Origin of the sequence: Staphylococcus arlettae, assembly GCF_002902345.1 — a bacterium.
Taxonomy (GTDB): Bacteria; Bacillota; Bacilli; order Staphylococcales; family Staphylococcaceae; genus Staphylococcus; species Staphylococcus arlettae.
Window position 1 is genome coordinate 101,413 of sequence record NZ_PPQB01000010.1, and the last position, 23,382, is coordinate 124,794.

Below are 23,382 nucleotides of genomic sequence, written 5' to 3' on the forward strand. Positions count from 1 at the left end.
AGATTGTTTGACCTCTCTATATAAATAACTATATTTAATGATTTAATTTACATATCTTCCACTTTTAAATTTAACATGGGCAAAAATTATTTTGTTTTAACGTCAGTAAATGCAGTTATAACTTTATCAAGTAATCTGTTGAGTTCAGCAGATTCTGTTTCGTCTAATGAAGACGCAACTGCAACATCTTGACAAGCTGTATCCAATTCAGGACGAATGGACTCACTCTTTTCAGTTAAATGAATAAAGACTTCACGTTGATCAATTTCAGATCGCTCACGTTTGATTAGATCAACTTGCTCCATTCTTTTTAGTAACGGTGATACTGTGCCAGTATCTAATGCTAATTCAGTAACGACTTTCTTAACATTTACAGGTGATTCATTCCACAATATTGTTAGAACTAAAAATTGTGGATATGTTAGTTTATATTTTTTAAAGACATTATTTGAGTAGTAGCGATTTACTTGTCTTTGTGCATTGTATAAACTAAAACAAAGTTGCTCCTTTAAATTAAGTTGCTCAGACATTAAGTTCTCCTCCAGACATTCTATCCGTAATTTTTCTCTGTGTATCGGATTGGATCCGTCTATGTTGTATAGAATTCATTTGCAAACATACTTTTGTACTGTGCCATGCTAAAATAAAAAGTATAATTAAAGTTTAGAAGATATCTAATATTTTATCAAGTAAAAGGTCAATTATATGTTTAATTTAACTTTTGTGCAAACATTTGTATAAGAAATGAGTGGATAGTTTGAAAAATAATATAAATCATAAAATATCATTATCGATTGTAACAGGATTTCTCGGAAGTGGCAAAACTACTTTACTTTATAATTATACAAAAAGATTATTAAATAGTAATGAGAATGTTAAAATTATTATTAATGAATATGGCGATACTGACTTTAATAGCCGGATTGAGCAATCTAATGTGAATATATATTCTATTTTGAACGGTTGTGTATGTTGCGATTTAAAACAGGAATTATTAGCGAAACTAAAATATTTGATAAATCAAAATGATACGCAACATATTATTATTGAAGCAACAGGTATTGCCCATCCGATTGACATTATAGTAGCATGCCAAGATCCAGACATTGTAGATTATATTAAGCAACCAATGGTTATCGGTGTTGCTGATGCACCTAGATTTATACAACGAGCACAATATACTAATGAAACAATGGAACTTATGGAGGCGCAGTTATCTGTTTGTGATGTCATATTATTGAATAAAATGGATTTGGTCAATGAAGATAAAGCACAGCTCACAACGGCATTAAGCAGTATAAATGCTACAGCAAGTGTACATTTTACAGAGTATGCCAATATCGAGGAGTTAACGTTTGAATCAGTTGGACAACACTCGAATATGCACACATCATATCATGGTCATCATCATGGCATAGAAAGATTACATTATAAGTTTACATCACCTATAGATAGGCAATTGTTTTATCAATATATTTTACGGCTACCCGATAATGTTCTAAGATTAAAGGGATACGTGAAGTTTCGTGATGAGCCTGAAGTTACTTATGAATTTCAATATGCATATGGTTTGCCTGATTTTTTTGTTATTGAGGAAGATAAACCGTTAAATGTAGTCCTTATAGGAGAACAGTTGGATAAAGTAAGGCTGAGGAACGATTTGGAAATGCTACAATTTACGTAAAATATAAAATGTGAGATAAGGATGTGTCAAACGATGGATAAAGTCGAAATTAATCAATATGTTTCTTTTTCTAAAGTTATTCAAGGTTTTTGGCGAGCGCACGATTGGCAATGGACGCCGCAAGAGCTAAATCGTTATTTACACGAATTAGTAGAACGCGGTATAACGACGATGGACCATGCGGATATTTATGGAGATTATCGTTGCGAAGGTATTTTTGGTGAAGCATTGAAGTTGTCACCTGAATTACGAGATTCAATTGAAATTGTGTCGAAATGTGGTATTGTATTGCCTTCTGAACGGTTATCGTGGACGACAGGTCATCGATATGATCACAGTAGACAACATATAAAACAGTCTGTTGACCGTTCATTGCAAGAACTAAATGTAGATTATTTGGATTCATTATTGATACACAGACCTTCTCCATTAATGGACCCGAATGAAATCACTGACGCTTTAATGGATTTGGTAAAAGCGGGTAAAGTGAAATCTTTTGGTGTATCTAACTTTAATAAATCACAATACGATTTATTAAATCAATGTTTAGTGTGCGATAAATTGCATATAACTGTGAATCAATTAGAAGTTTCACCATATACATTAGACATTATGACAGACGGGACATTAAATTATATGCAACAAGATAATGTTAAGGTTATGGCTTGGAGTCCTTTAGCGGGTGGGAAGCTATTTGATTTAGCAGATGACAAAGCAAAACGAATTATGGCAATTATTGGACCGTTAGCTCAAAAATATCAAACATCTACTTCAAGTATCATAATGGCATGGTTAAATAAACATCCCGCAGCAATTTTACCTGTTATAGGTACACATCAAATCTCTCGGGTTGATGAGGCTTTGGCAGGTTTTGATATTAAACTGTCAGATCAAGAATGGTTTGATATTTATACTGCATCGTTAGGTCACGATATACCGTAAAAAAGGAGTAAGTATTATGGCTAATAATCAAGAACAACATTGGCAAAAGCAAAAGCAATTTGAACGAAATTTTATTCATTTCCCATTTCTGGGGTTTGCAGTAGTCATATTATTATTAAATATTGTTTATCCCGATATTAATATTATGATGGCGTTTTTTGGCTTGTTTTTCATATATAATGTTGGATTGTTATTTGTTTCATTTATTCGTCATTTTAAGCGCACTATGATTTTAACACTCATATTATCAATTATGGCTGGTAGTATATTTGGTTTGCTTATGTATTTATATGCAGCTACTAATAATTTATTAGGTTAGTTAAATATCATATTATTGCTGAGACATCGCTGTGCAACCTTTTATGTGAGCAACTAATGCTTTACTAAATGCTTTAGAGCACAGTATTTTTGAATTACAACAAAATTGGAGAAGTGAGGTTAATACATGGAACAGTGGATTACACAGTTCATGGAACAATTTGGCTATTTTGGAATAGCATTGCTGATATTTTTAGAGAATATTTTTCCACCAATACCATCTGAGATCATATTAACATTTGGTGGCTTTATGACGACTAAATCATCGTTAGGTTTTATAGGAGTGACAGTGGCATCTACACTGGGATCAATCATCGGTGCAATCGTTCTATACGGCATCGGTTTATGGATTGGCGAAGACAAGTTATATCGACTTGTAAATCGCTATGGCAAAATTTTACGTGTAAAATCAACGGATTTAACTAAGACATTTGATTGGTTTGAAAAATATGGATACTGGACAATCTTTTTCTGTAGATTTGTACCACTTATTCGTAGTTTAATTTCTATTCCTGCTGGTATTACCAAGATGAATTTTTCTGTGTTTGTTATTTTTAGTACACTCGGAACAATTATTTGGAATATGGTATTGATTTATTTAGGAATGAAAGTAGGTGGCAATTGGCATCAAATCGTCTATTATATGGATATTTACTCTAAAGTTATCTATGTTATTTTGCTACTCATTGTTATTTACTTTATATGGAAATGGCTAAAACGTGTTCGTAAAAATAAGCAAAAGTAATCATTTAAATTAATATATTTGAATAGATACAACTACTAATTGTCCTCTGAATGTTACGACGCCAGTGTTATAATGAAGTGAATGAAGAGCAGAGTTATACACTGGAGGAGAGCATGGCATGACAAAACAGAAAGTTTCGATTATAGGTGCAGGTAATACAGGCGCAACATTAGCATTTATTACAGCACAACAAGGACTAGCGGACGTAGTACTTATTGATCGACCAAAATCAGAAGGTCCGGTACAAGGAAAAGCATTAGATATTTTGGAAAGTAGCCCTATTTTTGGTTTTGATAGTAACGTCGAGGGAGCAGTTGACTATCAAGCTACGAAAGATTCAGATGTCGTAGTTATTACAGCAGGTGTTCCAAGGAAACCGGGGATGAGCAGAGATGATCTTGTTCAAACAAATGAAGCGGTTATGCGTGAGGTGACAGAGCAAATCGTCCAGTACTCACCACAATGTAAAATTATTGTCTTAACTAATCCAGTAGATGCTATGACATACACAGTTTATAAAGCATCAGGCCTACCGAAAAGTCATGTGATAGGGCAATCAGGTATTTTAGATACTGCACGTTATCAAACGTTTATTGCTGATGCATTAAATGTTTCCGTAAAAGATGTCAAAGGATTGGTATTAGGTGGACATGGAGATGACATGGTGCCATTAGTGCGTTCGACAAATGTGAATGGTGTGCCACTAGCTGAGTTGCTGGCACAAGACAAGATCGAAGCGATTGTTGAGCGTACGCGTAAAGGCGGAGCAGAAATTGTGGGATTATTGGGCACTGGCTCAGCATATTACGCACCTGCAGCTGCAATTTATAGTATGTTAGAAGCTATTATTAAAGATCAAAAAAGATTGTTGCCTAGTATTGCTTTATTAAAAGGTGAATACGGCTATCATGATATATGTTTAGGTGTACCAACAATTTTGGGTGCACAAGGTATAGAAAAAATTGTCACTTTATCACTGTCAGCAGATGAACAAGCTCAATTAGATACGTCTGCAAAAGCAGTAACAGACGTTAAAGCAGCATTACAACAATTTTAAATATGACATAAACGAGGCTGGTGCTTGATATGCACCAGCCTTGTTTAATATTGTACTGTATATACTTGTGTTTACACTTAGTACTCAAATGTACCAGAATTTTTTATTAAATTATAACAGTCGAGATAATGTAATATCTTAGTTATGTGATAACAACAATGCATACGTATAAAGCTACATATTCAAAGAAAGTTAGAATATACATATATTTTAATCTTAATTTAACGTTAAATGGTACAGCCCATTTAGAATAACGGTGTTCATAATACCATAATTGTAAGGCAAACAAGCCGATACCTAATGGAAATAACATCAAAATAATGCTGTGAAGTAATGAAAAACCAACATCATGTAGTAAATGCCCAATAATTAATTGTAGCACCACAATAACAGCGATTAAGATAATTATATTCAATGTCATTTCGCTAATCGTACTCCTTTCATAAACACAATGATAAGTAATTGCAATACCATCATGAGTACAATAAAAGCAAGTGTGCTTGGGTTTATTGCTTGTGCGACATCTTGTAACACACTTAGAGGCTCGTTAATTAAATAAACAGAATGAAATCTTAAAAAGCGCCCCATATATACACCTAGACCATTTAAAAACATCATTAATACAATGATTGTGTTATTTAACCATCGATATTGAGTGAAGTGATTGATTTCGATATAGATGAGCGTTAAACAATAAGTAGCTAAAGCAACTCCAGCTAACAAATACGTAAAATAAATCCATTCAATAATAGTTAAACCAGCGTAAAAATTAAAGCGGAATTGATTTAAATGAATTAAGTCAGTGACCATATAAAAGGTATTAGGAACCATAAAAATAAAGATTAGACTAAATATAATGAATAATGGCCATTCGAAAACTTTTTTAGGTTTAAATAAGTTCAGCAAATAGCATAATTCAAGTGGAATATAAGCTAATATTAAATTTAACGTCATAAAACTATAAACATCATTACTAAACAAAGAAATCGTCAACAGTGCAATAAAAGCAATGCGGGCAATATAGCGGGATTTCATAGTACCACCTTTCTTTTATTTGAGCTGAACTCAAATTTCTATATTATATATTTAAAGTAATTAACTAATTTATAAATACGAGATTCAATAATACTAGTTTTACGACGTGGAATCAATAAAAAAACAAAGAGGTACATTTTGAAGTATTATAATATATTAGTACTTGTGTTAATGAAAATGCATAAGTAAGGTGACCGATTTCACTACGTAGTTGGTTGTAACTGTATGGAAATCAAGTCACCTAATTAACTGAGTTATTATGCATCTAATAGATTTAATCCAATGTTATCATTATGTTTACGGTTAATATCTAAATTAGTCATCGTGATCACAATTTCAGCAGTTGCAGATACAATTGCTTTTGACAGGTGACCACTTAAAGTTTGGTATTGGTTCGTACCAAAAGTAGCATGTAAATGTGCAAAAGGTGTATCATCGATGTGAGAAATATTACCTAATAAACTAATTAGTTCTAATGGTTCGTTAAATGTTTGTTTTTCATATGTTTTCGTGTCTAAATTGTAAAAATTTAATTCGACCCCTTCGCAAGCTCCAATACCGCTAACTGTACCAAATTTACCATTTTGTTCACGTGCAACATCTGTAACGGCTGAGATGATATCTTCGCCTTGTTCTAAAATTAAAACGATTGTATTTCCATCAACTTGATATACCATATTGACCCTCCATAAAAATGATTTCATTACTATTATACATATAGATAACTATCAATTGTAATTTTATGTTTTAAAGTTTAAATTAACTATTGTATTAGTTATGTTAGATGTAATAAAATATTGTAATATTATGTAATATTGAGTTGAATTTGGATACAATAAAAAGTGAGTTGCATTTCATATGCAAAAAGGAGGGTGAATAATGAATAGACAGTTTTATGTTTTATATTTTAATATCTTTTTAGTTTTCTTAGGTATAGGTTTAGTAGTCCCTGTTTTACCTGTATATTTAAAAGATCTAGGTTTAAAAGGTAGTGACTTAGGTATTTTAGTCGCTGTATTCGCGTTAGCACAAATGATTATTTCACCTTTTGGTGGTACATTAGCAGATAAGTTAGGAAAGAAACTTATAATTTGTATTGGGTTATTCTTATTTGCAATTTCTGAGTTTTTATTTGCAGTAAGTCATACATTTGAGTTGCTTATTATTTCAAGAGTGTTAGGTGGATTTAGTGCTGGTATGGTAATGCCAGGTGTTACAGGTATGATTGCGGATATCTCACCTTCTTCAGATAAAGCGAAAAACTTTGGTTACATGTCTGCGATTATCAATTCAGGTTTTATTTTAGGTCCAGGTATTGGTGGATTTTTGGCAGAATTTTCACATCGCTTACCGTTTTATGTAGCAGGTGTGAGCGGTTTAGTAGCTTTAATACTTTCTATAGTATTTATTCACAATCCGAAAAAAGCAACCACAGATGGTTTTACAAAATATCAGCCGGAGCTGTTGTCGAAAATTAATTGGAAAGTGTTCTTAACACCGATAATTCTTACTTTAGTATTGGCATTTGGGCTTTCATCTTTTGAAACGTTATTCCCATTATATACTGCAGATAAAGCACATTATTCGCCTTTAGATATTTCAATAGCTATTACTGGTGGTGGGATATTTGGTGCAGTATTCCAAGTCTTTTTCTTCGATAAATTTATGAAATACTTTAGTGAGTTAACTTTTATCACATATGCACTCATTTATTCAGCAATTATATTAGCTGCGCTAACACTAACAAATAGTTATTGGGCAATTATGGTAGTCAGCTTTGTAGTGTTTATTGGTTTTGATATGATACGACCTGCCATAACTAATTATTTTTCAAACATTGCAGGTGATCGGCAAGGTTTCGCTGGAGGATTGAACTCCACATTTACTAGTATGGGGAACTTTATCGGTCCATTAGTTGCAGGAACTTTGTATGATATTAATTTTGAATTTCCAATTTACATGGCTGTTTTAGTTATGATTATAGGCATTATTGTAATTCGAATAGAAAGAGTATTGAGAGTTAGACGTAATAGGAAAGCTAGTTAGAAAAGTAATATTATAAAAGGAACTAACAGATAAGGGATGCATTCTTAACTGTTAGCAAATTATATAGTAAAAACACTGTAGCAAATCGCTACAGTGTTTTTTTGATGTAGATAGCTGTGCTGTGAATTATCAGAATATTGGCCATTATAACTACTATGTGACAAAGATGTTAATCATAGCCAGTGAATTTATTAATATTGTTACAGAGATTACATTTATTTTAAGTTGCATTCTATATAACTTTTTAAATATCATTTTATGCTAATATAAATATAAATAAAACATACTAAAGAAAGGAGCGTTTATGAAAAATTTAATATTAAGCATTGTAGCTGTTATGCTTGCCTGTTTTCTAGCGTTCCTTCTTTTTATAGCTACTAACCAACAAGCGTTAGTAAAAGTTCACGAAACGATTTCGAACTTTTCAACATTTGATAATGTAGCGAAAGGTAAAACATTGATAAATACAGATGAAAACCATTCTGCGAAGGCTGCAATTACAGGTGACAAAGCTGAAGAAAAACCCTATAATGCTAAAGATTATGTACCTATTGCCGAAGAAAGTTCTCATGATGCTAGTAATAAAAAAGTGGCACAAGCTAACTTGCCGTCGTTTAATGTAGCATTAAAAGCTGCTCAAGAAAAAGTGAATAATAATAATAACTCACAAAACGAATACAATGATTACGCTATCGACAACACTTGTCAGGGGGCGTATTATTATATTTTTACATTCAAAAATGCTAAGAAACCACATAGTTTTTATAGAGTAACAGTTGATAAGCATGAAAATGCTGTAATATTTGATGATGCATATAAACCAGTGCCACAAGATGAAGCTCGAAAACCAAATGTGTCAGCACAAGAATCTGAGGTCATCGCGCAAAAATATGCAACAGATCATTTTACCCAAACACCACGATTAGAAAAAGTTAAAGAAGCTAAACAAGGAATGCTATATGTTTTTGTTGATGTACAAACTAAAAAAGAGCTGAAATTAGTAATTACTAAGTCTGGAAAAATTATTACACAACCAGCGCTAAAATAGTATAAACAAAATAAAAATGTTATGATTCACATAAGTTGTGTTAACGACTTATGTGAATTTTTTTGTTTTGTTTATAAATAACTAAAGCAGGTTATCATTATTATAATAATAGATGTAAATGAGTACTTTGATGAAAAGGATGAACGTTGTGAAACAGATAAAGAAAGCAATTATACCAGCAGCAGGTCTAGGCACTCGATTTTTGCCTGCAACTAAAGCAATGCCTAAAGAAATGTTACCTATATTAGATAAACCAACAATCCAATACATAGTTGAAGAAGCGGCACGTGCCGGCATTGAAGATATTATTATTGTTACCGGTAAACATAAACGTGCAATAGAAGATCATTTTGATAATCAAAAAGAACTAGAGATGATATTAGAATCAAAAGGAAAAAATGAATTGTTAGAGAAAGTTAAATATTCAACTGAACTTGCTAATATTTTCTATGTAAGACAAAAAGAACAAAAAGGACTTGGTCATGCCATATACTCCGCACGTCAATTTATTGGTGATGAACCCTTCGCAGTCTTATTAGGTGATGATATTGTTGAATCTGATACACCAGCAATAAAACAATTGATGAATATTTATGATGCTACAGGTAATTCTGTTATTGGAGTTCAAGAAGTGCCAGAAGATGAAACACATCGTTATGGTATTGTAAAACCATGCGCGCAACAACAACGTAGATATGAAGTTGAACAATTCGTTGAAAAGCCGAAAGCTGGCTCAGCACCTTCCAATTTAGCTATAATGGGACGTTATGTCTTAACAGCTGATATCTTTAGTTATTTAGAAACTCAAGGTGAAGGTGCCGGTGGTGAAATACAATTGACGGATGCGATTGAGCGTTTAAACAAAGATACACAAGTTTATGCTTATGATTTTGAGGGTGATCGTTACGATGTTGGTGAAAAACTAGGTTTTGTCAAAACGACAATCGAATTCGCGTTAAAAGATGCATCAATGCAAGATGATTTAAAGGCATTTTTAAAAACTTTAGAGCTTGAAAATTGAAAATGTGCTACATCGTAATTCTAGAAAAGTGACATTACTTACAATGTCAGACTTAATTACAAAAGAGACGATACAATCAACGATATAGGTTGATTGTATCGCCTCTTTTTTAGTTAATAACATTCGTAAACGGCACATATGACTGAAAACGTTCAAAATTAAAGTTAAATTTGATTGTTTTTGAATGAAAATGATAAAAAATGATTGATTTAAGAAACCGTATACATTATAATATAGCGAAGATGAGGTGAAACGATGATTACAGAAAAGCGTCATGAATTAATTTTACGTGAACTTTCTAAACGAGAGTTTTTGTCATTACAAGAATTAGTCGAAAGAATTGGTTGTAGTACATCTACAATCCGCCGAGATTTATCAAAACTCCAAGCTATTGGTAAATTAACAAGGGTTCATGGAGGAGCAAAACTGAATCAATCCGTTGTATTAGAGCCGAATTTAACAGACAAAAGACGACAAAATTTGGAAGAAAAACAAGAAATTGGCAGATTTGCTGCTACTTTCATTCAAGATAACGATTGCGTGTTTTTAGATGCTGGATCGACAACGCTCGAAATGATTCCTTACATTGAAGCGTCTGATATAACAGTGGTGACTAATGGGTTAACACATATAGAAGAATTATTAAAACATGGAATTAAGACATTGACACTAGGTGGTGAGGTGAAACCTACCACTTTTGCCACAGTAGGTCCTAATGCGTTAGCGTCTTTACAACGTTACCGTTTTGACAAAGCTTTTATAGGCATGAATGGTATTGATTTAAAGTATGGACTGACAACACCAGATGAGCAAGAAGGTTTGATCAAACGAGAAGCTATGAATTATGCCTTGAATACATTTATTGTGGCCGATACTTCGAAATTCCATAAAGTGTACTTTGCACATGTTCCAATGGTAAATGAGGCAACAATTTTAACCTCACATGCAGTTTTACAATTAGAAACATACGAAATGTTTTCACAACATTACCGAATTTTAGGAGGCACAAGATGATTTATACAGTGACATTCAATCCTTCCATTGATTACATAATGTTTGCTGATGATTTTAATCTTAATCAATTGAATCGGACATCAGCGACTTATAAATTTGCGGGAGGTAAAGGTATTAATGTATCTAGAGTATTGAAAACACTAGATGTGCAATCAACAGCTCTAGGATTTGTTGGTGGGTTTCCTGGTGCCTTTATTACAAATACCTTACATCAGCAAAACATTGCTACAGACTTTGTTGAAATTGCTGATGATACACGTATTAACGTGAAATTAAAAACAGGTACTGAGACAGAAATTAATGCGCCTGGTCCCAATATTACGCAACAACAATTTCAAGATTTACTGACTAAAATAGGACAAACTACACCGCAAGATATAGTTGTAGTAGCAGGTAGTATACCTAAAAGTGTTCCTGCAGATGCATATCAACAAATCGCTGCATTGACACGAAAAACAGGAGCACAATTAGTGGTGGACGCTGAAAAAGATTTGGTGGAGTCAGTGTTATCTTATGAACCATTATTCATTAAACCGAACAAAGATGAATTAGAAGTGATGTTTAATACTACGATTAATTCAGATGAAGAAGTAGTGAAATATGGTAAAGAAATTTTAGCGCGTGGGGCACAATCAGTAATCATTTCACTTGGTGGTGCAGGAGCTATATACATTGATAAGTCACAAAGTTTAAAAGCAACTGTACCAAACGGTAATGTTATTAATACTGTTGGCTCGGGAGACAGCACAGTAGCAGGTATGGTTGCAGGATTAAATCAAGGATTGGCTATTGAATCGGCATTCAAACAAGCAGTTTCAGCAGGTACTGCAACAGCATTTACTGAGGATTTAGCACAACAACAAGCAATATTAGATATTAAGCAACAAGTCGTCATTAGTAAGATAGATGGGAGTGAATAATTATGAGAATCACCGAGTTATTAACATTAGATACAATAGCGATGGATGTCGAAGCAACAAATAAAAATGGGGTTATCGATGAACTAGTAAACCAATTAAATCAAGCAGGTAAATTGAATGATGTCGAAGCATATAAAGAAGCTATTCATCAACGTGAAGGTCAAAGTACAACAGGAATTGGTGAAGGGATAGCTATTCCGCACGCAAAGGTTGCGGCTGTTGAGACACCAGCAATCGCTTTTGGTAAATCTAAAGCAGGTATAGACTACCAAAGTTTAGATATGCAACCGGCACATCTCTTCTTTATGATTGCAGCACCAGAAGGTGGCGCGCAAACACATTTGGATGCTTTAGCTAAATTGTCTGGTATTTTAATGGATGAACAAGTTCGAGCAGATTTATTAGCTGCTGAAACACCCGAAGAAGTACAAGCAATTATTAATAAAGCTGATGATGAAGCTGTAGAAGATGAAGAAGAGAATGATAGTGCTGCAACAACTACCGATGAGGAAGTGGCTGAAGATACTCCATATATTTTGGCAGTAACAGCTTGTCCTACAGGTATAGCACATACTTATATGGCACGCGATGCTCTGAAAAAGCAAGCGAACCAAATGGGTGTGAAAATGAAAGTAGAAACGAATGGTTCTGGAGGTATCAAGAATCATTTAACAGATGAAGATATTAACAAAGCTACTGGTATTATTGTAGCAGCCGATGTTCATGTTGAAACAGATCGTTTTGCAGGCAAAAATGTAGTTGAAGTACCTGTAGCAGATGGTATAAAACGACCAGAAGAATTGATTAATATGGCACAAGATGATTCACGCCAACCATTTGTGGCTAAAAACACTAACAGTCAACAATCAACAGAGAAATCAACTGAAAAGCAAGGCGTTGGGAAAACAATTTATAAACACTTAATGAATGGTGTTTCTAATATGTTGCCATTAGTTATTTCTGGTGGTATTTTGATGGCAATTGTATTCCTATTTGGTGCGAATTCATTTGACCCGAAAAGTGGAGATCATAACGCTTTTGCAGAACAATTATGGAATATAGGTAAAAACAGTGCTTTTGCCTTAATTATCCCTATTTTATCTGGTTATATTGCACGTAGTATTGCTGATAAACCTGGTTTTGCGGCTGGTTTAGTAGGTGGTATGCTTGCTATTTCTGGTGATTCAGGGTTTATCGGTGGTATTTTAGCAGGTTTCTTAGCAGGTTATTTAACACAAGGTGTGAAAAAATTAGTAAGTGGTTTACCACAAGCATTAGAAGGTTTGAAACCGACATTAATTTATCCATTACTTTCAGTGACAGCTACAGGATTACTAATGATTTATGTTATTAATCCACCTGCATCTGGATTGAATAACTTATTGTTAAATGGATTAAACAGTCTTTCAGGAGCGAATATTGTATTACTTGGTTTAGTTATTGGTGCAATGATGGCCATTGATATGGGTGGACCATTCAATAAAGCAGCATATGTATTTGCAACTGCTGCATTAACAGAAGGTAATACTGCTCCAATAACTGCAGCTATGATTGGTGGAATGGTACCTCCTATGGCTATCGCAACAGCTATGCTCTTATTTAGAAAGAAATTTACGAAAGAACAAAAAGCTTCTATTGCGCCTAACTATATTATGGGCTTATCTTTTATTACTGAAGGTGCAATCCCATTTGCAGCTGCAGATCCGCTACGTGTAATACCTTCAATGATGGTAGGTTCTGGTGTTGCAGGAGCCATTTCACTTGGTCTAGGATCAGCAATTCAAGCGCCTCATGGAGGTATTATTGTTATGTTAGCTACAGACTTTGGTCATGTAGTGCAATCATTAATAGCTCTAATTATAGGTGCGCTTATAGGGGCAATAATGTATGGCTTGTTGAAAGCAAAACCAACTGAAAATGAATTAAATGCTTTACAAGAGACAAATGACTAATTGGCAGACGTAAGCTATTAAACTATTTTGTTCGAAGTAGCTCTGTTATATAAATAAGTTAAGTAAGAAATTAAAGAAGTAGGGAAATCAGGTAAGTTATTCTTGATTTTTAACCTACTTCTTTTTTATGCTTTAATAAATGTATATATTATTCACGGTGAACGATTTCATGTAGAATATAAGTGATAGTGAAAAAACAATAATAAACAAATAAAGAAGGTTTGAATGTTGGAAAATTACGTTATTACAAATGGGACAATTTATACAGAGACTGGTGTTATTGAACACGGACATATTGAAGTAGCACACGGCAAAATTAAGCATGTAAGTAAAGGGGACTATCAAGGACAACTACCGACTATTGATGCCCAATTTAATCATATATTACCAGGTTTTATTGATATTCATATTCATGGTGGATATGGAGAAGACGCAATGGATGCATCTGCAAAAGGTTTAACACATTTAGCAACTTCGTTATTAGCAGAAGGCACAACAAGCTTTCTAGCTACGACTATGACTCAGTCTGATGACAACGTGACTCAGGCTTTGAAAGTTATTGCACAATATATCGATAATCAAGACGATAACAGTGCTGCAGAGATTGTAGGTATCCATTTAGAAGGGCCATTTATTTCAGAAGATAAAGTGGGAGCACAAAATCCTAAATATGTACAACGACCATCAATCGACAAAATTAAATATTTTCAACAACTAGCACAACAAAATATAAAGATTATTACTTTTGCTCCAGAAGTTGCAGGTGCAAGTGACACACTTAGTGCATTACATGATGATATTATCTTCTCTATTGGACATACGACTGCGACATTTGATGAAGTCAATGAGGCACAACAACTAGGAGCACGACATGTGACACATCTTTATAATGCAGGGACGCCGTTTGAACATCGTCAACCGGGGCTGTTTGGGGCTGCTTGGACTAATGATCAGTTGCGTACTGAACTCATTGTAGATGGTATTCATGCACACCCTGCAGCTGTGAATATTGCGCTTAGACAAAAAGGAATAGAGCGTTTTTATCTTATTACTGACGCGATGCGAGCTAAAGGAATGCCTGACGGAACTTATGATCTCGGTGGTCAAGATGTCATCGTCCGAGGTTCAGAAGCACGTTTAGCTTCAGGAGCGTTGGCAGGAAGTATTTTAAAAATGAATGAAGGACTCAAAAATTTAATGTCATTCACACAGCGCACATTAAATGAATTATGGCGTGTTACGAGTTTAAATCAAGCGCTAGCTTTAAATCTTGCACACCGTAAAGGTAGTATTCAACATGGCAAGGACGCAGATTTAGTTATTGTAAATTCTAACATCGAAGTGCTTACAACTATTAAAAAAGGTACCGTCCACGAATTTAATAAGTAACTTACAATGTTAGATTGAATATGAATAAACTTAAATTGAAAATATATTGAATTCTAAGCTCATGATTACAATTGACACTTACCTTGTGATAAAATGTAGACTATACGTCAATTTTTAGGGAGGTGTCACAATGGGAAGGATCTAAAGTTATCTAAGAATGCATTACAACTATATTTAACATACACGGCCACCTATTGTGGCACGTAAAATTTGGAGGTGAATCCCTAGAAATAGGGAATTAATTGGAAACAGTACCCATAATGAACTTAATTATATTCTTTCTACTAATCGCATTAACTACAGTCTTCGTAGGTTCGGAGTTTGCATTGGTGAAAGTAAGAGCCACTCGAATAGAACAACTTGCATCAGAAGGTAATGGTGGCGCTAAAGTTGTTAAAAAAATGATTGAAAAACTAGATTATTATTTATCAGCTTGTCAACTTGGTATCACGGTAACTTCATTAGGACTTGGTTGGTTAGGTGAACCTACTTTTGATAAATTGTTACATCCGTTATTCGAACTAATGCAATTACCGGAAGCATTGACGACGACAATTTCATTTATCGTAGCATTTATTATTGTTACTTATTTACACGTAGTATTAGGGGAGTTAGCTCCAAAAACATTAGCAATCCAACACACTGAAAAAATTGCATTAATTTATGCACGCCCATTATATTATTTTGGCGTTATCATGAAACCATTAATTTGGTTAATGAATGGTTCAGCTCGTGTCATTATTCGTATGTTTGGTGTAGATCCAGATGCGAACAATGATGCTATGTCAGAAGATGAAATTAAAATCATCATTAATAATTCTTATAATGGTGGTGAAATTAACCAGACTGAATTAGCATATATGCAAAATATTTTTTCTTTTGATGAAAGACACGCTAAAGATATTATGGTTCCACGTACACAGATGGTAACGCTAAATGAACCATTTAATTTGGATGAATTGTTAGAAACATTAAAAGAACATCAATTTACACGTTATCCAATAACTGAAGATGGTGATAAAGACCACGTTAAAGGCTTTATTAATGTTAAAGAGTTATTAACCGAATACGCATCAGGAAAAGCAATAAACGCAAGTGACTTTGTACATGAACTGCCTATGATTTCAGAAACAACACGCATTAGTGATGCATTGGTTCGTATGCAAAGAGAACATGTGCATATTAGTTTGATTATTGATGAATATGGTGGAACTGCTGGTATTTTAACAATGGAAGATATCTTGGAAGAAATTGTGGGTGAAATTCGCGACGAATTTGATGATGATGAAGTTAACGATATTGTGAAGAAAAATGACGAAACTTACCAAATCAATGGCCGCGTATTACTAGATGATTTAAACGAACAGTTCGATATTGAATTTGAAGATTCGGAAGATATAGATACAATAGGCGGTTGGCTACAAGCACACAATACTAACTTGCAACAAAATGATTATGTCGATACTGAATATGATCGATGGATTATCTCAGAAATTGAAAATCATCAAATTATTTCTGTAATTTTAAAAATAGAATATAATCAAGAGCGAAAAACACCTGAAGAATTAGAAGAAGAAACCGACGATTAATAGTTAACGTTTATTAAATCACATATTTAAGTGATTTAATAAACGTTTTTTTATTTGTAATTTATAGAAGATGGTTAAAATTTTAAAAAAAAGGCAATAGAGAATTATTAACACTATTAATATAGCAACATAACCATGAGAGGAGTTATACAATGGAGAATGATGTTTATTATTTAAACAATGGTTACCCAATGCCTAAAATTGGACTAGGTGTATATAAAATTACTGACAATGAAATGGCAACAGCAATTGAAAGTGCCTTAGAAGTTGGTTATCGTGCATTTGACACTGCTTACCTGTATGACAATGAAGTAGCGTTAGGACGCGTATTAAAGCAGTCAGAAATAGCAAGAGATTCCTTATTTATTACATCGAAACTATGGAATGATTATCAAGGTTTTGAAAGTACGTTAAAACAATTTAATCAATCATTAGAACGATTAGGTACAGATTATTTGGACTTATATTTAATTCATTGGCCATGTGCTGAAGATGATTTATTTATAGAGAGCTATAAAGCTTTAGAGCAATTATATGAAGAAGGTAAGGTACGTGCCATTGGTGTTTGTAATTTTACTAAAGAACATTTGGAGAAATTAATGGATGCAACTGACATTGTGCCAGCAGTGAATCAAGTAGAAGTGCACCCGTATTTTAATCAACAACAATTACAAGATTTTTGTGATGACAACGACATTGCTGTTACTGCATGGATGCCACTAATGCGTAATAGAGGGTTATTGGATGATCCAGTTATTGTAGAGATAGCGAAACGTTATAATAAAACCCCAGCACAAGTTGTTTTGCGTTGGCATTTAGCCCACAATAGATTGATTATCCCAAAATCTAAAACACCTGAACGTATTGAAGAAAATTTCAATATTTTTGATTTTAATTTAGAAGTTACTGATATTGCGGAAATTGACGCATTAAATCGCAATGATCGCCAAGGTCATGATCCTGATTCAGTTAAAATAGGTACATTACGTTAACTTAATGTCGCATCATACATTACTTGGAAGTGTGATATAAAGGTTTTTAGTTCATTTATTTAAGAATACTTGGTAATATAAAGTTACAAATTATATTTTAAAGAAAAGTATATATCCCACTACTTAAAATAGTATTTTAAGCAGATACTAATTGCTTAATTATCCCCGTTATTAGCAATTAAATTAAATAACAAGTAATTTTATAAGCACTTTATTAACTAGGCATTAAGATTGTGTAAATTTAATTGTTTGTTATGGAATCATGCGATTTATTATTGATAAAGTGGAAGAGAAGTAAATGGAATGAAGGTGTTGATGAGATGAATATTAGAGTTATAGTACCTTGTTATAATGAAGGTGAAGTTATACTAAAAACATATCAACGATTAACTGAAGTGTTATTAAATGACAGTATACGTCATGATTATGAATATGATATTTTATTTGTCGATGATGGAAGTAAAGATGCAACAATCAATTATATTCAAGATGCCGCACAAAAAGATAATCATGTAAAATTTATTTCTTTTAGTAGAAATTTTGGTAAAGAATCTGCGATGATAGCAGGTTTTCAACATAGTAAATCGTGTGATGCAGTCATTATGATTGATGCAGATTTGCAACATCCACCAGAGCTTATCCCTCAAATGGTTGACGGTTATATGGATGGTTATGATCAAGTAGTTGCTAAGCGTAACAGAGAGGGTGAAAAGGAATCACGTAAGTTACTCACGCGCTGTTATTATAAAATGATCAACTACTTTGTTGAGGATATCAAATTAGAAGATGGTATTGGCGATTTTCGTTTGTTAAGTCAACGCGCAGTTAACTCCATGGCTTCATTGGAAGAATATAACCGTTTCTCTAAAGGTTTATATGAATGGATTGGTTATAATACTAGAGTCTTCACTTATGACAATGTAGAGCGTGAAGACGGTGAATCTAAGTGGTCTTTCAGTAAGTTACTCAATTATGGAATTGATGGCTTGATTTCGTTTAATAATAAGCCATTGCGTGCCATGATTTATTTAGGGCTATTTATTTCTTTTGTGAGTGTATTATATATTCTATTTGTCTTCGCAGGTATTGTTTTAAATGGTATCGAAACACCAGGTTATTTCTCAACGATTGCAGCCATCTTATTATTAGGAGGTATCCAATTAATATCAATTGGCATTGTTGGGGAGTATATAGGGCGCATCTATTATGAAGTTAAACAACGTCCGAAATATATTGTATTAGCGACGAATATTGAAAGTGATGAAGCTGATAAAGCTGATAAAGCTGATGTCAAACATGCTAACCAAATGCATCATGAGGAATTGAACCAAAGCATAGAAGAAAAAACACAGCGGTCGTTACTAAAAAATAGATAATTAGTTTTCAGTGAGTAGATAAGATCTAGTATTTTAACTCAACACAAAAGCAGCTAACTCATAGTAAAACTATGGGCTAGCTGCTTTATCATGTTACAAACATAAAAAGATGATGTTAGGTGTTATCATCTTCCTATTAATTATTTTTTACGTAGTTTACCAACGACAAATGATACGATTGCTACTAAAATGATTGTACCAATCAATGCAGGGAAAATGGCAATGCCGCCTAAATGCCAACCCCAGTCACCAAGTAACCAAGAACCAAGTGCTGAACCTACGATACCTGCAATGATATTACCTAAAATACCACCGGGTATATCTTTACCTACAATTCCACCAGCTATCCAGCCGATTAAACCACCGACGATTAACATTAGTATAAATCCCATGACTAAGAGCCTCCTTCTAACAAAATTTAACAGTCTATCTATACCACAAAAATAAATCAATTAATCATTTTGTTTAGAAAAAATATTTTGCCAAAATATAAATGCAATAAATACAATGTAAATAATTAAAAATGCATACCAGTATGGTGTTAATAAAGTCATTAAGATAAAGGACATTATGAGCATAAGGTTACCAATTAAAATTGGACGTTTAATTTTATTAATAAGTTTAAAGTGCATTTGTTCTTCTGGTTGAAATGTACTGTAAAATAAAAATATTGCGCCTATAAGGGCTATGGCTGGTGCTAAATAAGGAATAGACATGTAGTAAGAATCATGACTAGTGCTATATGTAAGAATAGTTGATGTACTTAAAATAATAGTAAGTACCACCGCAATAAACTTTTGTTCTTTGATTACAAACACATCTACTACGCGATTAATATAAAGTTGCAATAATGTCCATGCTAAAAATAACAAAATTGTAAAAAAGGAAATATAATCATATTCGCCTACTATAAATAAATTAATAAGACCATTAATAGTGAGTGCAATGAGAACAGAGCTATACTTTAGTTGTTTGAAATTCTGGCGATAGAGGTCAATACCAAGAATGACAACTGTCGCAATAATGTTGATGATAATAGATATTAGCATTTTGGTCTCCTTACATTTTACTTCATTGCAACATTATACCAATTAATAATGTGTTAAGCATTTAATAACATTTGATATGTTAAAATTTTGTAAATTTCAGTGGCATTGAAGAAATAGGCAATAGCAAAGTTTCTGACATTATTGGCAGTTTTTGGTGCACGCTTTCCGCGGGCACTGCCTCAGCCTATAGTCTTCGACAAGTGTTATTCCCACAGGAGTCGGCCCAAAGCACTGCCAATATTATAGAAATTGCTTAGGAGAATTAATATCTAAAGTTTATTTATTGCCAATACGCCAAGAGCTATCGGCAAAGTCTCCAATTTTGTTGGCAGTTTTTGTTCACGTTTACCGTGAGCATGGAGACTATTGTTTTTTAGATAAAGTAGTTCATTTTGCACCTTTCTTTAAAAACGATACAACTTGATGTCTTAGTCATCTGAATATATTGAATTTGTACTAAAGTATTTAAACGCCTTTTTTATTACTCCAAAGTAACGTATGAAGTTGAGGTAAGACATAGACGTTATTCATATCAGCACTGCCCATTACACGATTGACCAGTGATTCATATAAAGATAATAGTTTGGAGGTGTGATCAGCTACCTGTTCACCGTCTAAATAAGGATTTCCAACTTGTAAATAGAAGGGAATGTTAGGATATCTGTGATGAATCATTTTTGCAAAGTCGTAATCTTCATCGGTAAAAATAACGACTTTAAGACTTAATGCCTCGTCGTGACATTGTTCAATAACATTGTCTAAGATGGGTAAATTTGGTTTCATTAGTGAACTTGGTGGCTTAGGGCTAATAGTTAAATCATCAATTTGTAGCATCCAAGGTTGGAATTTGCTGCCTTGAGTTTCTAAAGCACTTTGGATGTTTTTGCTATCAAATAGGTCTACTAGGTCTTGAATACCTTTGATTAAAGCTGGATTGCCCCCTGAAATAGTTACATGATTAAATAATTCGCCGCCGATTGCATACAATTCCTCGTAGATTTCTGCTGCAGTCATCATGCGAATGTCTTCTTTTGCACTACCATCCCATGTGAAGCTAGAGTCACACCAACTGCATCGATAATCGCAGCCAGCTGTTCTGACAAACATAGTTTTACGACCAATAACACTACCTTCACCTTGAATAGTAGGTCCAAATATTTCTAACACTGGAATTTTAGCCATTGCGATGCTCCTTTGGACGAAATACTACATAACTCGTTGGAGTTTCACGGACATACACTTGTAAACATTGTGGCTGATTAGTACGTTGGTTAAGGGCATTTTGTATTAATTCATAGATTGTATGTGCTACAACTTCAGTCGAAGGGCTTTTTCCTTGAAATTCAGGTAGCTCATTGAGTAACTGATGGTCAAATTTGCCATGTACTAATTGTTTTAAATCGCTAAAATTAACGAGAAATCCGTTATGATCCAATGTATCACCTGCAATAGTCAAATTCACAAAGTAAGTATGACCATGCGTTCGCATACATTTTCCAGCATCTTCACTAGGTATATAATGAGCGGCAGAAAAGTTAAAGTCTTTATTTAATTCATACATATAATCATGTGCTACATTCGGATAATTTTGTTGAAACATTAAAGATTCTCTCCTTTAGTCGCTAAATATTGCGTGAGGCCACGTGTTCTCAAATGACAAGCTGGACATTCACCACAACCTTGACCAATAATACCATTATAGCAAGTAAGTGTTTGGTCTTTAATGTAATCTAAGACACCAAGTTGGTCACTGAGTTCCCAAGTTTGTTTTTTATCTAACCACATTAATGGAGTATGTAAGACGAAATTTTTGTCCATTGCTAAATTCATTGTTACATTCATTGATTTTACAAAGCTATCGCGACAATCAGGATAACCTGAAAAGTCTGTTTCGCAGACACCAGTAATGATATTTTTAATATTTAATTGATAAGCTAAAGCACCAGCGAAAGATAAGAAAAGTAAGTTTCGTGCAGGTACAAAGGTGTTAGGGACACCATCCTCAGCTGTATCGATTGCGAGCTCATGATTAGTTAAAGCGTTTGGAGTGAGTTGTGATAACAACGACATATCTAATACATGATGTTGTAAATTTTGTTCATGTGCAATACGTTTTGCAACGTCAATTTCCGTCTGATGTCGCTGACCATAATCAAATGTTACTAAAGTCACCTCATCAAAGCGTGCCTTTGCCCAAAAAAGACAAGTCGTACTATCTTGTCCGCCACTGAAAACGACTAGCGCTTTACTGTGGTCTAATATATCTTGTGTCATAATTAAGTTTGCTCTCCTTTAAAAGGTAATAGCTAGCAATATTAGAAAAATAGACATAAAAAAACGTCTATCTCTATAAAAAGACAGACGAAAGTGTGTCTAGTTTTTTATAGAGGGTATCAGCTAGAAACCTCTGTTAATTAAATTATACGGAGAATAGAATAATATATTTAAGCTGTAAAAGCAAGTCGATATTTGGGATAATTAAAGTGTCTACAAACCAAAATGTTGTTATGAAAGAGGTAAAAGTTAACATGATAGTTATGATAGATAATAAAGATTCATTTACATATAATTTAGTAGACTATTTAAATAGTATGAGTCAGCAACCGATTACTGTTATCGACGTTGATGACTTAAATATAGCTCAATTACAAGCAAGTAAACCAAGTGCCATTGTTATTTCACCAGGTCCTGGTCGTCCAGAAGACTATCCAATGTTATATCAATTAATTCAAACATTTGAACAACAAATACCGATATTAGGCGTGTGTTTAGGTTTCCAATTACTTGTCTCGTATTATGGTGGAGAAATTATACCGAATGTGCGACCAGTACACGGACATGTGGCTGCACTAACGCATACTAATCAGGGCATATTTTATGGTATCCCACAACAATTTAGTGTGATGCGCTATCATTCACTCATGGTCAATAGGCAAACGTTGCCCAAATCTTTAATAATAACTGCAGAAACGAGTGACCATATTATCATGGGCGTGCAGCACCGAGAGCATCCCATCTTTGGTGTACAGTACCATCCAGAGTCCATTTTAAGTCAATATGGACATAAACAATTACGATTATTTCTTGAAAAGATAGGTGATACAAGTGCAAGTCCATTTTAATTATCGGTATTATTTAGATGATGTTGACTATCAAACTTATAATATGACATTGACTCAATATATTGATAAAGCTGTAGCTCGAC

General features: G+C 33.6%; 25 protein-coding genes. 16 read left to right on the forward strand and 9 right to left on the reverse strand.

Annotation, left to right across the window (positions count from 1 at the left end):
• Nucleotides 1-86 precede the first annotated feature (86 nt).
• A complete protein-coding gene (mgrA, locus tag CD036_RS04200) occupies nucleotides 87-530 on the reverse strand; it encodes a global transcriptional regulator MgrA (RefSeq protein ID WP_002508928.1) in 444 nt (147 codons plus the stop codon).
• 227 nt (nucleotides 531-757) lie between these two features.
• Here mgrA and CD036_RS04205 point away from each other — a divergent pair, with 227 nt between their 5' ends.
• The 5 genes from CD036_RS04205 to mdh all read left to right on the forward strand — a co-directional run bounded on the left by CD036_RS04205 (nucleotide 758) and on the right by mdh (nucleotide 4,746).
• Nucleotides 758-1,684 (forward strand): CobW family GTP-binding protein, encoded by a 927-nt coding sequence (locus CD036_RS04205; protein ID WP_103388051.1) that lies wholly within the window; start codon nucleotides 758-760, stop codon nucleotides 1,682-1,684.
• Nucleotides 1,685-1,717: 33 nt separating this feature from the next.
• A complete protein-coding gene (locus CD036_RS04210; protein ID WP_002508926.1) occupies nucleotides 1,718-2,626 on the forward strand; it encodes an aldo/keto reductase in 909 nt (302 codons plus the stop codon).
• 16 nt (nucleotides 2,627-2,642) lie between these two features.
• Entirely contained in the window at nucleotides 2,643-2,945 is a 303-nt protein-coding gene (locus CD036_RS04215; protein WP_021459159.1) for a hypothetical protein, read from the forward strand.
• Between the two features lie 126 nt (nucleotides 2,946-3,071).
• Complete coding sequence (locus tag CD036_RS04220; protein WP_021459158.1) at nucleotides 3,072-3,689, forward strand: DedA family protein; 618 nt, start codon at nucleotides 3,072-3,074, stop codon at nucleotides 3,687-3,689.
• Nucleotides 3,690-3,807: 118 nt separating this feature from the next.
• Nucleotides 3,808-4,746, forward strand: coding sequence for a malate dehydrogenase (gene mdh / locus CD036_RS04225; RefSeq protein WP_103388052.1), 939 nt, complete (start codon nucleotides 3,808-3,810; stop codon nucleotides 4,744-4,746).
• A gap of 142 nt (nucleotides 4,747-4,888) precedes the next feature.
• Here the strand turns inward: mdh and CD036_RS04230 are convergent, their stop codons facing one another.
• From CD036_RS04230 to CD036_RS04240, 3 genes are all read right to left on the reverse strand, one after another.
• Entirely contained in the window at nucleotides 4,889-5,167 is a 279-nt protein-coding gene (locus CD036_RS04230; RefSeq protein WP_002508922.1) for a hypothetical protein, read from the reverse strand.
• Nucleotides 5,164-5,781 carry a DUF1361 domain-containing protein gene (locus tag CD036_RS04235; protein ID WP_002508921.1) on the reverse strand — a complete coding sequence of 206 codons (618 nt, stop codon included), beginning with the start codon at nucleotides 5,779-5,781 and terminating at the stop codon, nucleotides 5,164-5,166. Before CD036_RS04235 ends, CD036_RS04230 begins: the two co-directional genes overlap by 4 nt.
• A gap of 257 nt (nucleotides 5,782-6,038) precedes the next feature.
• Nucleotides 6,039-6,458, reverse strand: coding sequence for a PPC domain-containing DNA-binding protein (locus CD036_RS04240; RefSeq protein ID WP_002508920.1), 420 nt, complete (start codon nucleotides 6,456-6,458; stop codon nucleotides 6,039-6,041).
• A 202-nt stretch (nucleotides 6,459-6,660) separates the two neighbouring features.
• Between CD036_RS04240 and norA the strand changes: the two genes are divergently transcribed.
• The 10 genes from norA (at nucleotide 6,661) to CD036_RS04290 (ending at nucleotide 19,128) form a co-directional block, all read left to right on the forward strand.
• Complete coding sequence (gene norA / locus CD036_RS04245) at nucleotides 6,661-7,827, forward strand: multidrug efflux MFS transporter NorA (protein WP_002508919.1); 1,167 nt, start codon at nucleotides 6,661-6,663, stop codon at nucleotides 7,825-7,827.
• Nucleotides 7,828-8,131: 304 nt separating this feature from the next.
• Nucleotides 8,132-8,875 carry a hypothetical protein gene (locus tag CD036_RS04250; RefSeq protein WP_002508918.1) on the forward strand — a complete coding sequence of 248 codons (744 nt, stop codon included), beginning with the start codon at nucleotides 8,132-8,134 and terminating at the stop codon, nucleotides 8,873-8,875.
• Nucleotides 8,876-9,023: 148 nt separating this feature from the next.
• Complete coding sequence (galU, locus tag CD036_RS04255; protein ID WP_103388186.1) at nucleotides 9,024-9,896, forward strand: UTP--glucose-1-phosphate uridylyltransferase GalU; 873 nt, start codon at nucleotides 9,024-9,026, stop codon at nucleotides 9,894-9,896.
• A gap of 255 nt (nucleotides 9,897-10,151) precedes the next feature.
• Nucleotides 10,152-10,910: a DeoR/GlpR family DNA-binding transcription regulator gene (locus tag CD036_RS04260; protein ID WP_002508916.1), complete on the forward strand. Its 759-nt coding sequence runs from the start codon at nucleotides 10,152-10,154 to the stop codon at nucleotides 10,908-10,910.
• A complete protein-coding gene (gene pfkB / locus CD036_RS04265; RefSeq protein WP_002508915.1) occupies nucleotides 10,907-11,830 on the forward strand; it encodes a 1-phosphofructokinase in 924 nt (307 codons plus the stop codon). The genes CD036_RS04260 and pfkB overlap by 4 nt, the downstream gene beginning before the upstream one ends.
• 2 nt (nucleotides 11,831-11,832) lie before the next feature.
• Nucleotides 11,833-13,782 (forward strand): PTS fructose transporter subunit IIABC, encoded by a 1,950-nt coding sequence (locus tag CD036_RS04270; protein WP_002508914.1) that lies wholly within the window; start codon nucleotides 11,833-11,835, stop codon nucleotides 13,780-13,782.
• Between the two features lie 228 nt (nucleotides 13,783-14,010).
• The gene (gene nagA, locus CD036_RS04275) at nucleotides 14,011-15,171 is read left to right on the forward strand and encodes an N-acetylglucosamine-6-phosphate deacetylase (RefSeq protein WP_002508913.1); all 1,161 of its coding nucleotides are present in this window, start codon (nucleotides 14,011-14,013) and stop codon (nucleotides 15,169-15,171) included.
• A 242-nt stretch (nucleotides 15,172-15,413) separates the two neighbouring features.
• Nucleotides 15,414-16,760 carry a hemolysin family protein gene (locus CD036_RS04280; RefSeq protein ID WP_002508912.1) on the forward strand — a complete coding sequence of 449 codons (1,347 nt, stop codon included), beginning with the start codon at nucleotides 15,414-15,416 and terminating at the stop codon, nucleotides 16,758-16,760.
• Nucleotides 16,761-16,912: 152 nt separating this feature from the next.
• Nucleotides 16,913-17,752 carry an aldo/keto reductase gene (locus CD036_RS04285; RefSeq protein WP_002508911.1) on the forward strand — a complete coding sequence of 280 codons (840 nt, stop codon included), beginning with the start codon at nucleotides 16,913-16,915 and terminating at the stop codon, nucleotides 17,750-17,752.
• A 320-nt stretch (nucleotides 17,753-18,072) separates the two neighbouring features.
• Nucleotides 18,073-19,128 (forward strand): glycosyltransferase family 2 protein, encoded by a 1,056-nt coding sequence (locus CD036_RS04290; RefSeq protein WP_103388053.1) that lies wholly within the window; start codon nucleotides 18,073-18,075, stop codon nucleotides 19,126-19,128.
• A 140-nt stretch (nucleotides 19,129-19,268) separates the two neighbouring features.
• Here the strand turns inward: CD036_RS04290 and CD036_RS04295 are convergent, their stop codons facing one another.
• The 5 genes from CD036_RS04295 to queC all read right to left on the reverse strand — a co-directional run bounded on the left by CD036_RS04295 (nucleotide 19,269) and on the right by queC (nucleotide 22,451).
• Complete coding sequence (locus CD036_RS04295; RefSeq protein WP_002508909.1) at nucleotides 19,269-19,520, reverse strand: GlsB/YeaQ/YmgE family stress response membrane protein; 252 nt, start codon at nucleotides 19,518-19,520, stop codon at nucleotides 19,269-19,271.
• Nucleotides 19,521-19,580: 60 nt separating this feature from the next.
• A complete protein-coding gene (locus tag CD036_RS04300) occupies nucleotides 19,581-20,177 on the reverse strand; it encodes a hypothetical protein (RefSeq protein ID WP_002508908.1) in 597 nt (198 codons plus the stop codon).
• 465 nt (nucleotides 20,178-20,642) lie between these two features.
• Nucleotides 20,643-21,359, reverse strand: a complete 717-nt coding sequence (queE, locus tag CD036_RS04305) for a 7-carboxy-7-deazaguanine synthase QueE (protein WP_021459151.1) — start codon at nucleotides 21,357-21,359, stop codon at nucleotides 20,643-20,645.
• Nucleotides 21,352-21,777 (reverse strand): 6-carboxytetrahydropterin synthase QueD, encoded by a 426-nt coding sequence (queD, locus tag CD036_RS04310; protein WP_021459150.1) that lies wholly within the window; start codon nucleotides 21,775-21,777, stop codon nucleotides 21,352-21,354. The genes queE and queD overlap by 8 nt, the downstream gene beginning before the upstream one ends.
• Nucleotides 21,777-22,451, reverse strand: a complete 675-nt coding sequence (gene queC, locus CD036_RS04315) for a 7-cyano-7-deazaguanine synthase QueC (RefSeq protein WP_002508905.1) — start codon at nucleotides 22,449-22,451, stop codon at nucleotides 21,777-21,779. The genes queD and queC overlap by 1 nt, the downstream gene beginning before the upstream one ends.
• 254 nt (nucleotides 22,452-22,705) lie before the next feature.
• Between queC and CD036_RS04320 the strand changes: the two genes are divergently transcribed.
• Complete coding sequence (locus CD036_RS04320; RefSeq protein WP_021459148.1) at nucleotides 22,706-23,299, forward strand: anthranilate synthase component II; 594 nt, start codon at nucleotides 22,706-22,708, stop codon at nucleotides 23,297-23,299.
• Nucleotides 23,300-23,382 lie beyond the last annotated feature (83 nt).

Excerpts from the sequence above, each read along its gene's own strand:
- CD036_RS04250 (WP_002508918.1), top strand. The coding sequence starts at position 8,132 with ATGAAAAATTTAATATTAAGCATTGTAGCTGTTATGCTTGCCTGTTTT.
- CD036_RS04300 (WP_002508908.1), bottom strand. The coding sequence starts at position 20,177 with ATGCTAATATCTATTATCATCAACATTATTGCGACAGTTGTCATTCTT.
- CD036_RS04295 (WP_002508909.1), bottom strand. The coding sequence starts at position 19,520 with ATGGGATTTATACTAATGTTAATCGTCGGTGGTTTAATCGGCTGGATA.
- norA (WP_002508919.1), top strand. The coding sequence starts at position 6,661 with ATGAATAGACAGTTTTATGTTTTATATTTTAATATCTTTTTAGTTTTC.
- CD036_RS04290 (WP_103388053.1), top strand. The coding sequence starts at position 18,073 with ATGAATATTAGAGTTATAGTACCTTGTTATAATGAAGGTGAAGTTATA.
- CD036_RS04260 (WP_002508916.1), top strand. The coding sequence starts at position 10,152 with ATGATTACAGAAAAGCGTCATGAATTAATTTTACGTGAACTTTCTAAA.
- CD036_RS04220 (WP_021459158.1), top strand. The coding sequence starts at position 3,072 with ATGGAACAGTGGATTACACAGTTCATGGAACAATTTGGCTATTTTGGA.
- mgrA (WP_002508928.1), bottom strand. The coding sequence starts at position 530 with ATGTCTGAGCAACTTAATTTAAAGGAGCAACTTTGTTTTAGTTTATAC.
- CD036_RS04320 (WP_021459148.1), top strand. The coding sequence starts at position 22,706 with ATGATAGTTATGATAGATAATAAAGATTCATTTACATATAATTTAGTA.
- pfkB (WP_002508915.1), top strand. The coding sequence starts at position 10,907 with ATGATTTATACAGTGACATTCAATCCTTCCATTGATTACATAATGTTT.
- CD036_RS04230 (WP_002508922.1), bottom strand. The coding sequence starts at position 5,167 with ATGACATTGAATATAATTATCTTAATCGCTGTTATTGTGGTGCTACAA.
- CD036_RS04235 (WP_002508921.1), bottom strand. The coding sequence starts at position 5,781 with ATGAAATCCCGCTATATTGCCCGCATTGCTTTTATTGCACTGTTGACG.
- mdh (WP_103388052.1), top strand. The coding sequence starts at position 3,808 with ATGACAAAACAGAAAGTTTCGATTATAGGTGCAGGTAATACAGGCGCA.
- CD036_RS04210 (WP_002508926.1), top strand. The coding sequence starts at position 1,718 with ATGGATAAAGTCGAAATTAATCAATATGTTTCTTTTTCTAAAGTTATT.
- CD036_RS04240 (WP_002508920.1), bottom strand. The coding sequence starts at position 6,458 with ATGGTATATCAAGTTGATGGAAATACAATCGTTTTAATTTTAGAACAA.
- queC (WP_002508905.1), bottom strand. The coding sequence starts at position 22,451 with ATGACACAAGATATATTAGACCACAGTAAAGCGCTAGTCGTTTTCAGT.
- CD036_RS04285 (WP_002508911.1), top strand. The coding sequence starts at position 16,913 with ATGGAGAATGATGTTTATTATTTAAACAATGGTTACCCAATGCCTAAA.
- CD036_RS04215 (WP_021459159.1), top strand. The coding sequence starts at position 2,643 with ATGGCTAATAATCAAGAACAACATTGGCAAAAGCAAAAGCAATTTGAA.
- CD036_RS04270 (WP_002508914.1), top strand. The coding sequence starts at position 11,833 with ATGAGAATCACCGAGTTATTAACATTAGATACAATAGCGATGGATGTC.
- queE (WP_021459151.1), bottom strand. The coding sequence starts at position 21,359 with ATGGCTAAAATTCCAGTGTTAGAAATATTTGGACCTACTATTCAAGGT.
- queD (WP_021459150.1), bottom strand. The coding sequence starts at position 21,777 with ATGTTTCAACAAAATTATCCGAATGTAGCACATGATTATATGTATGAA.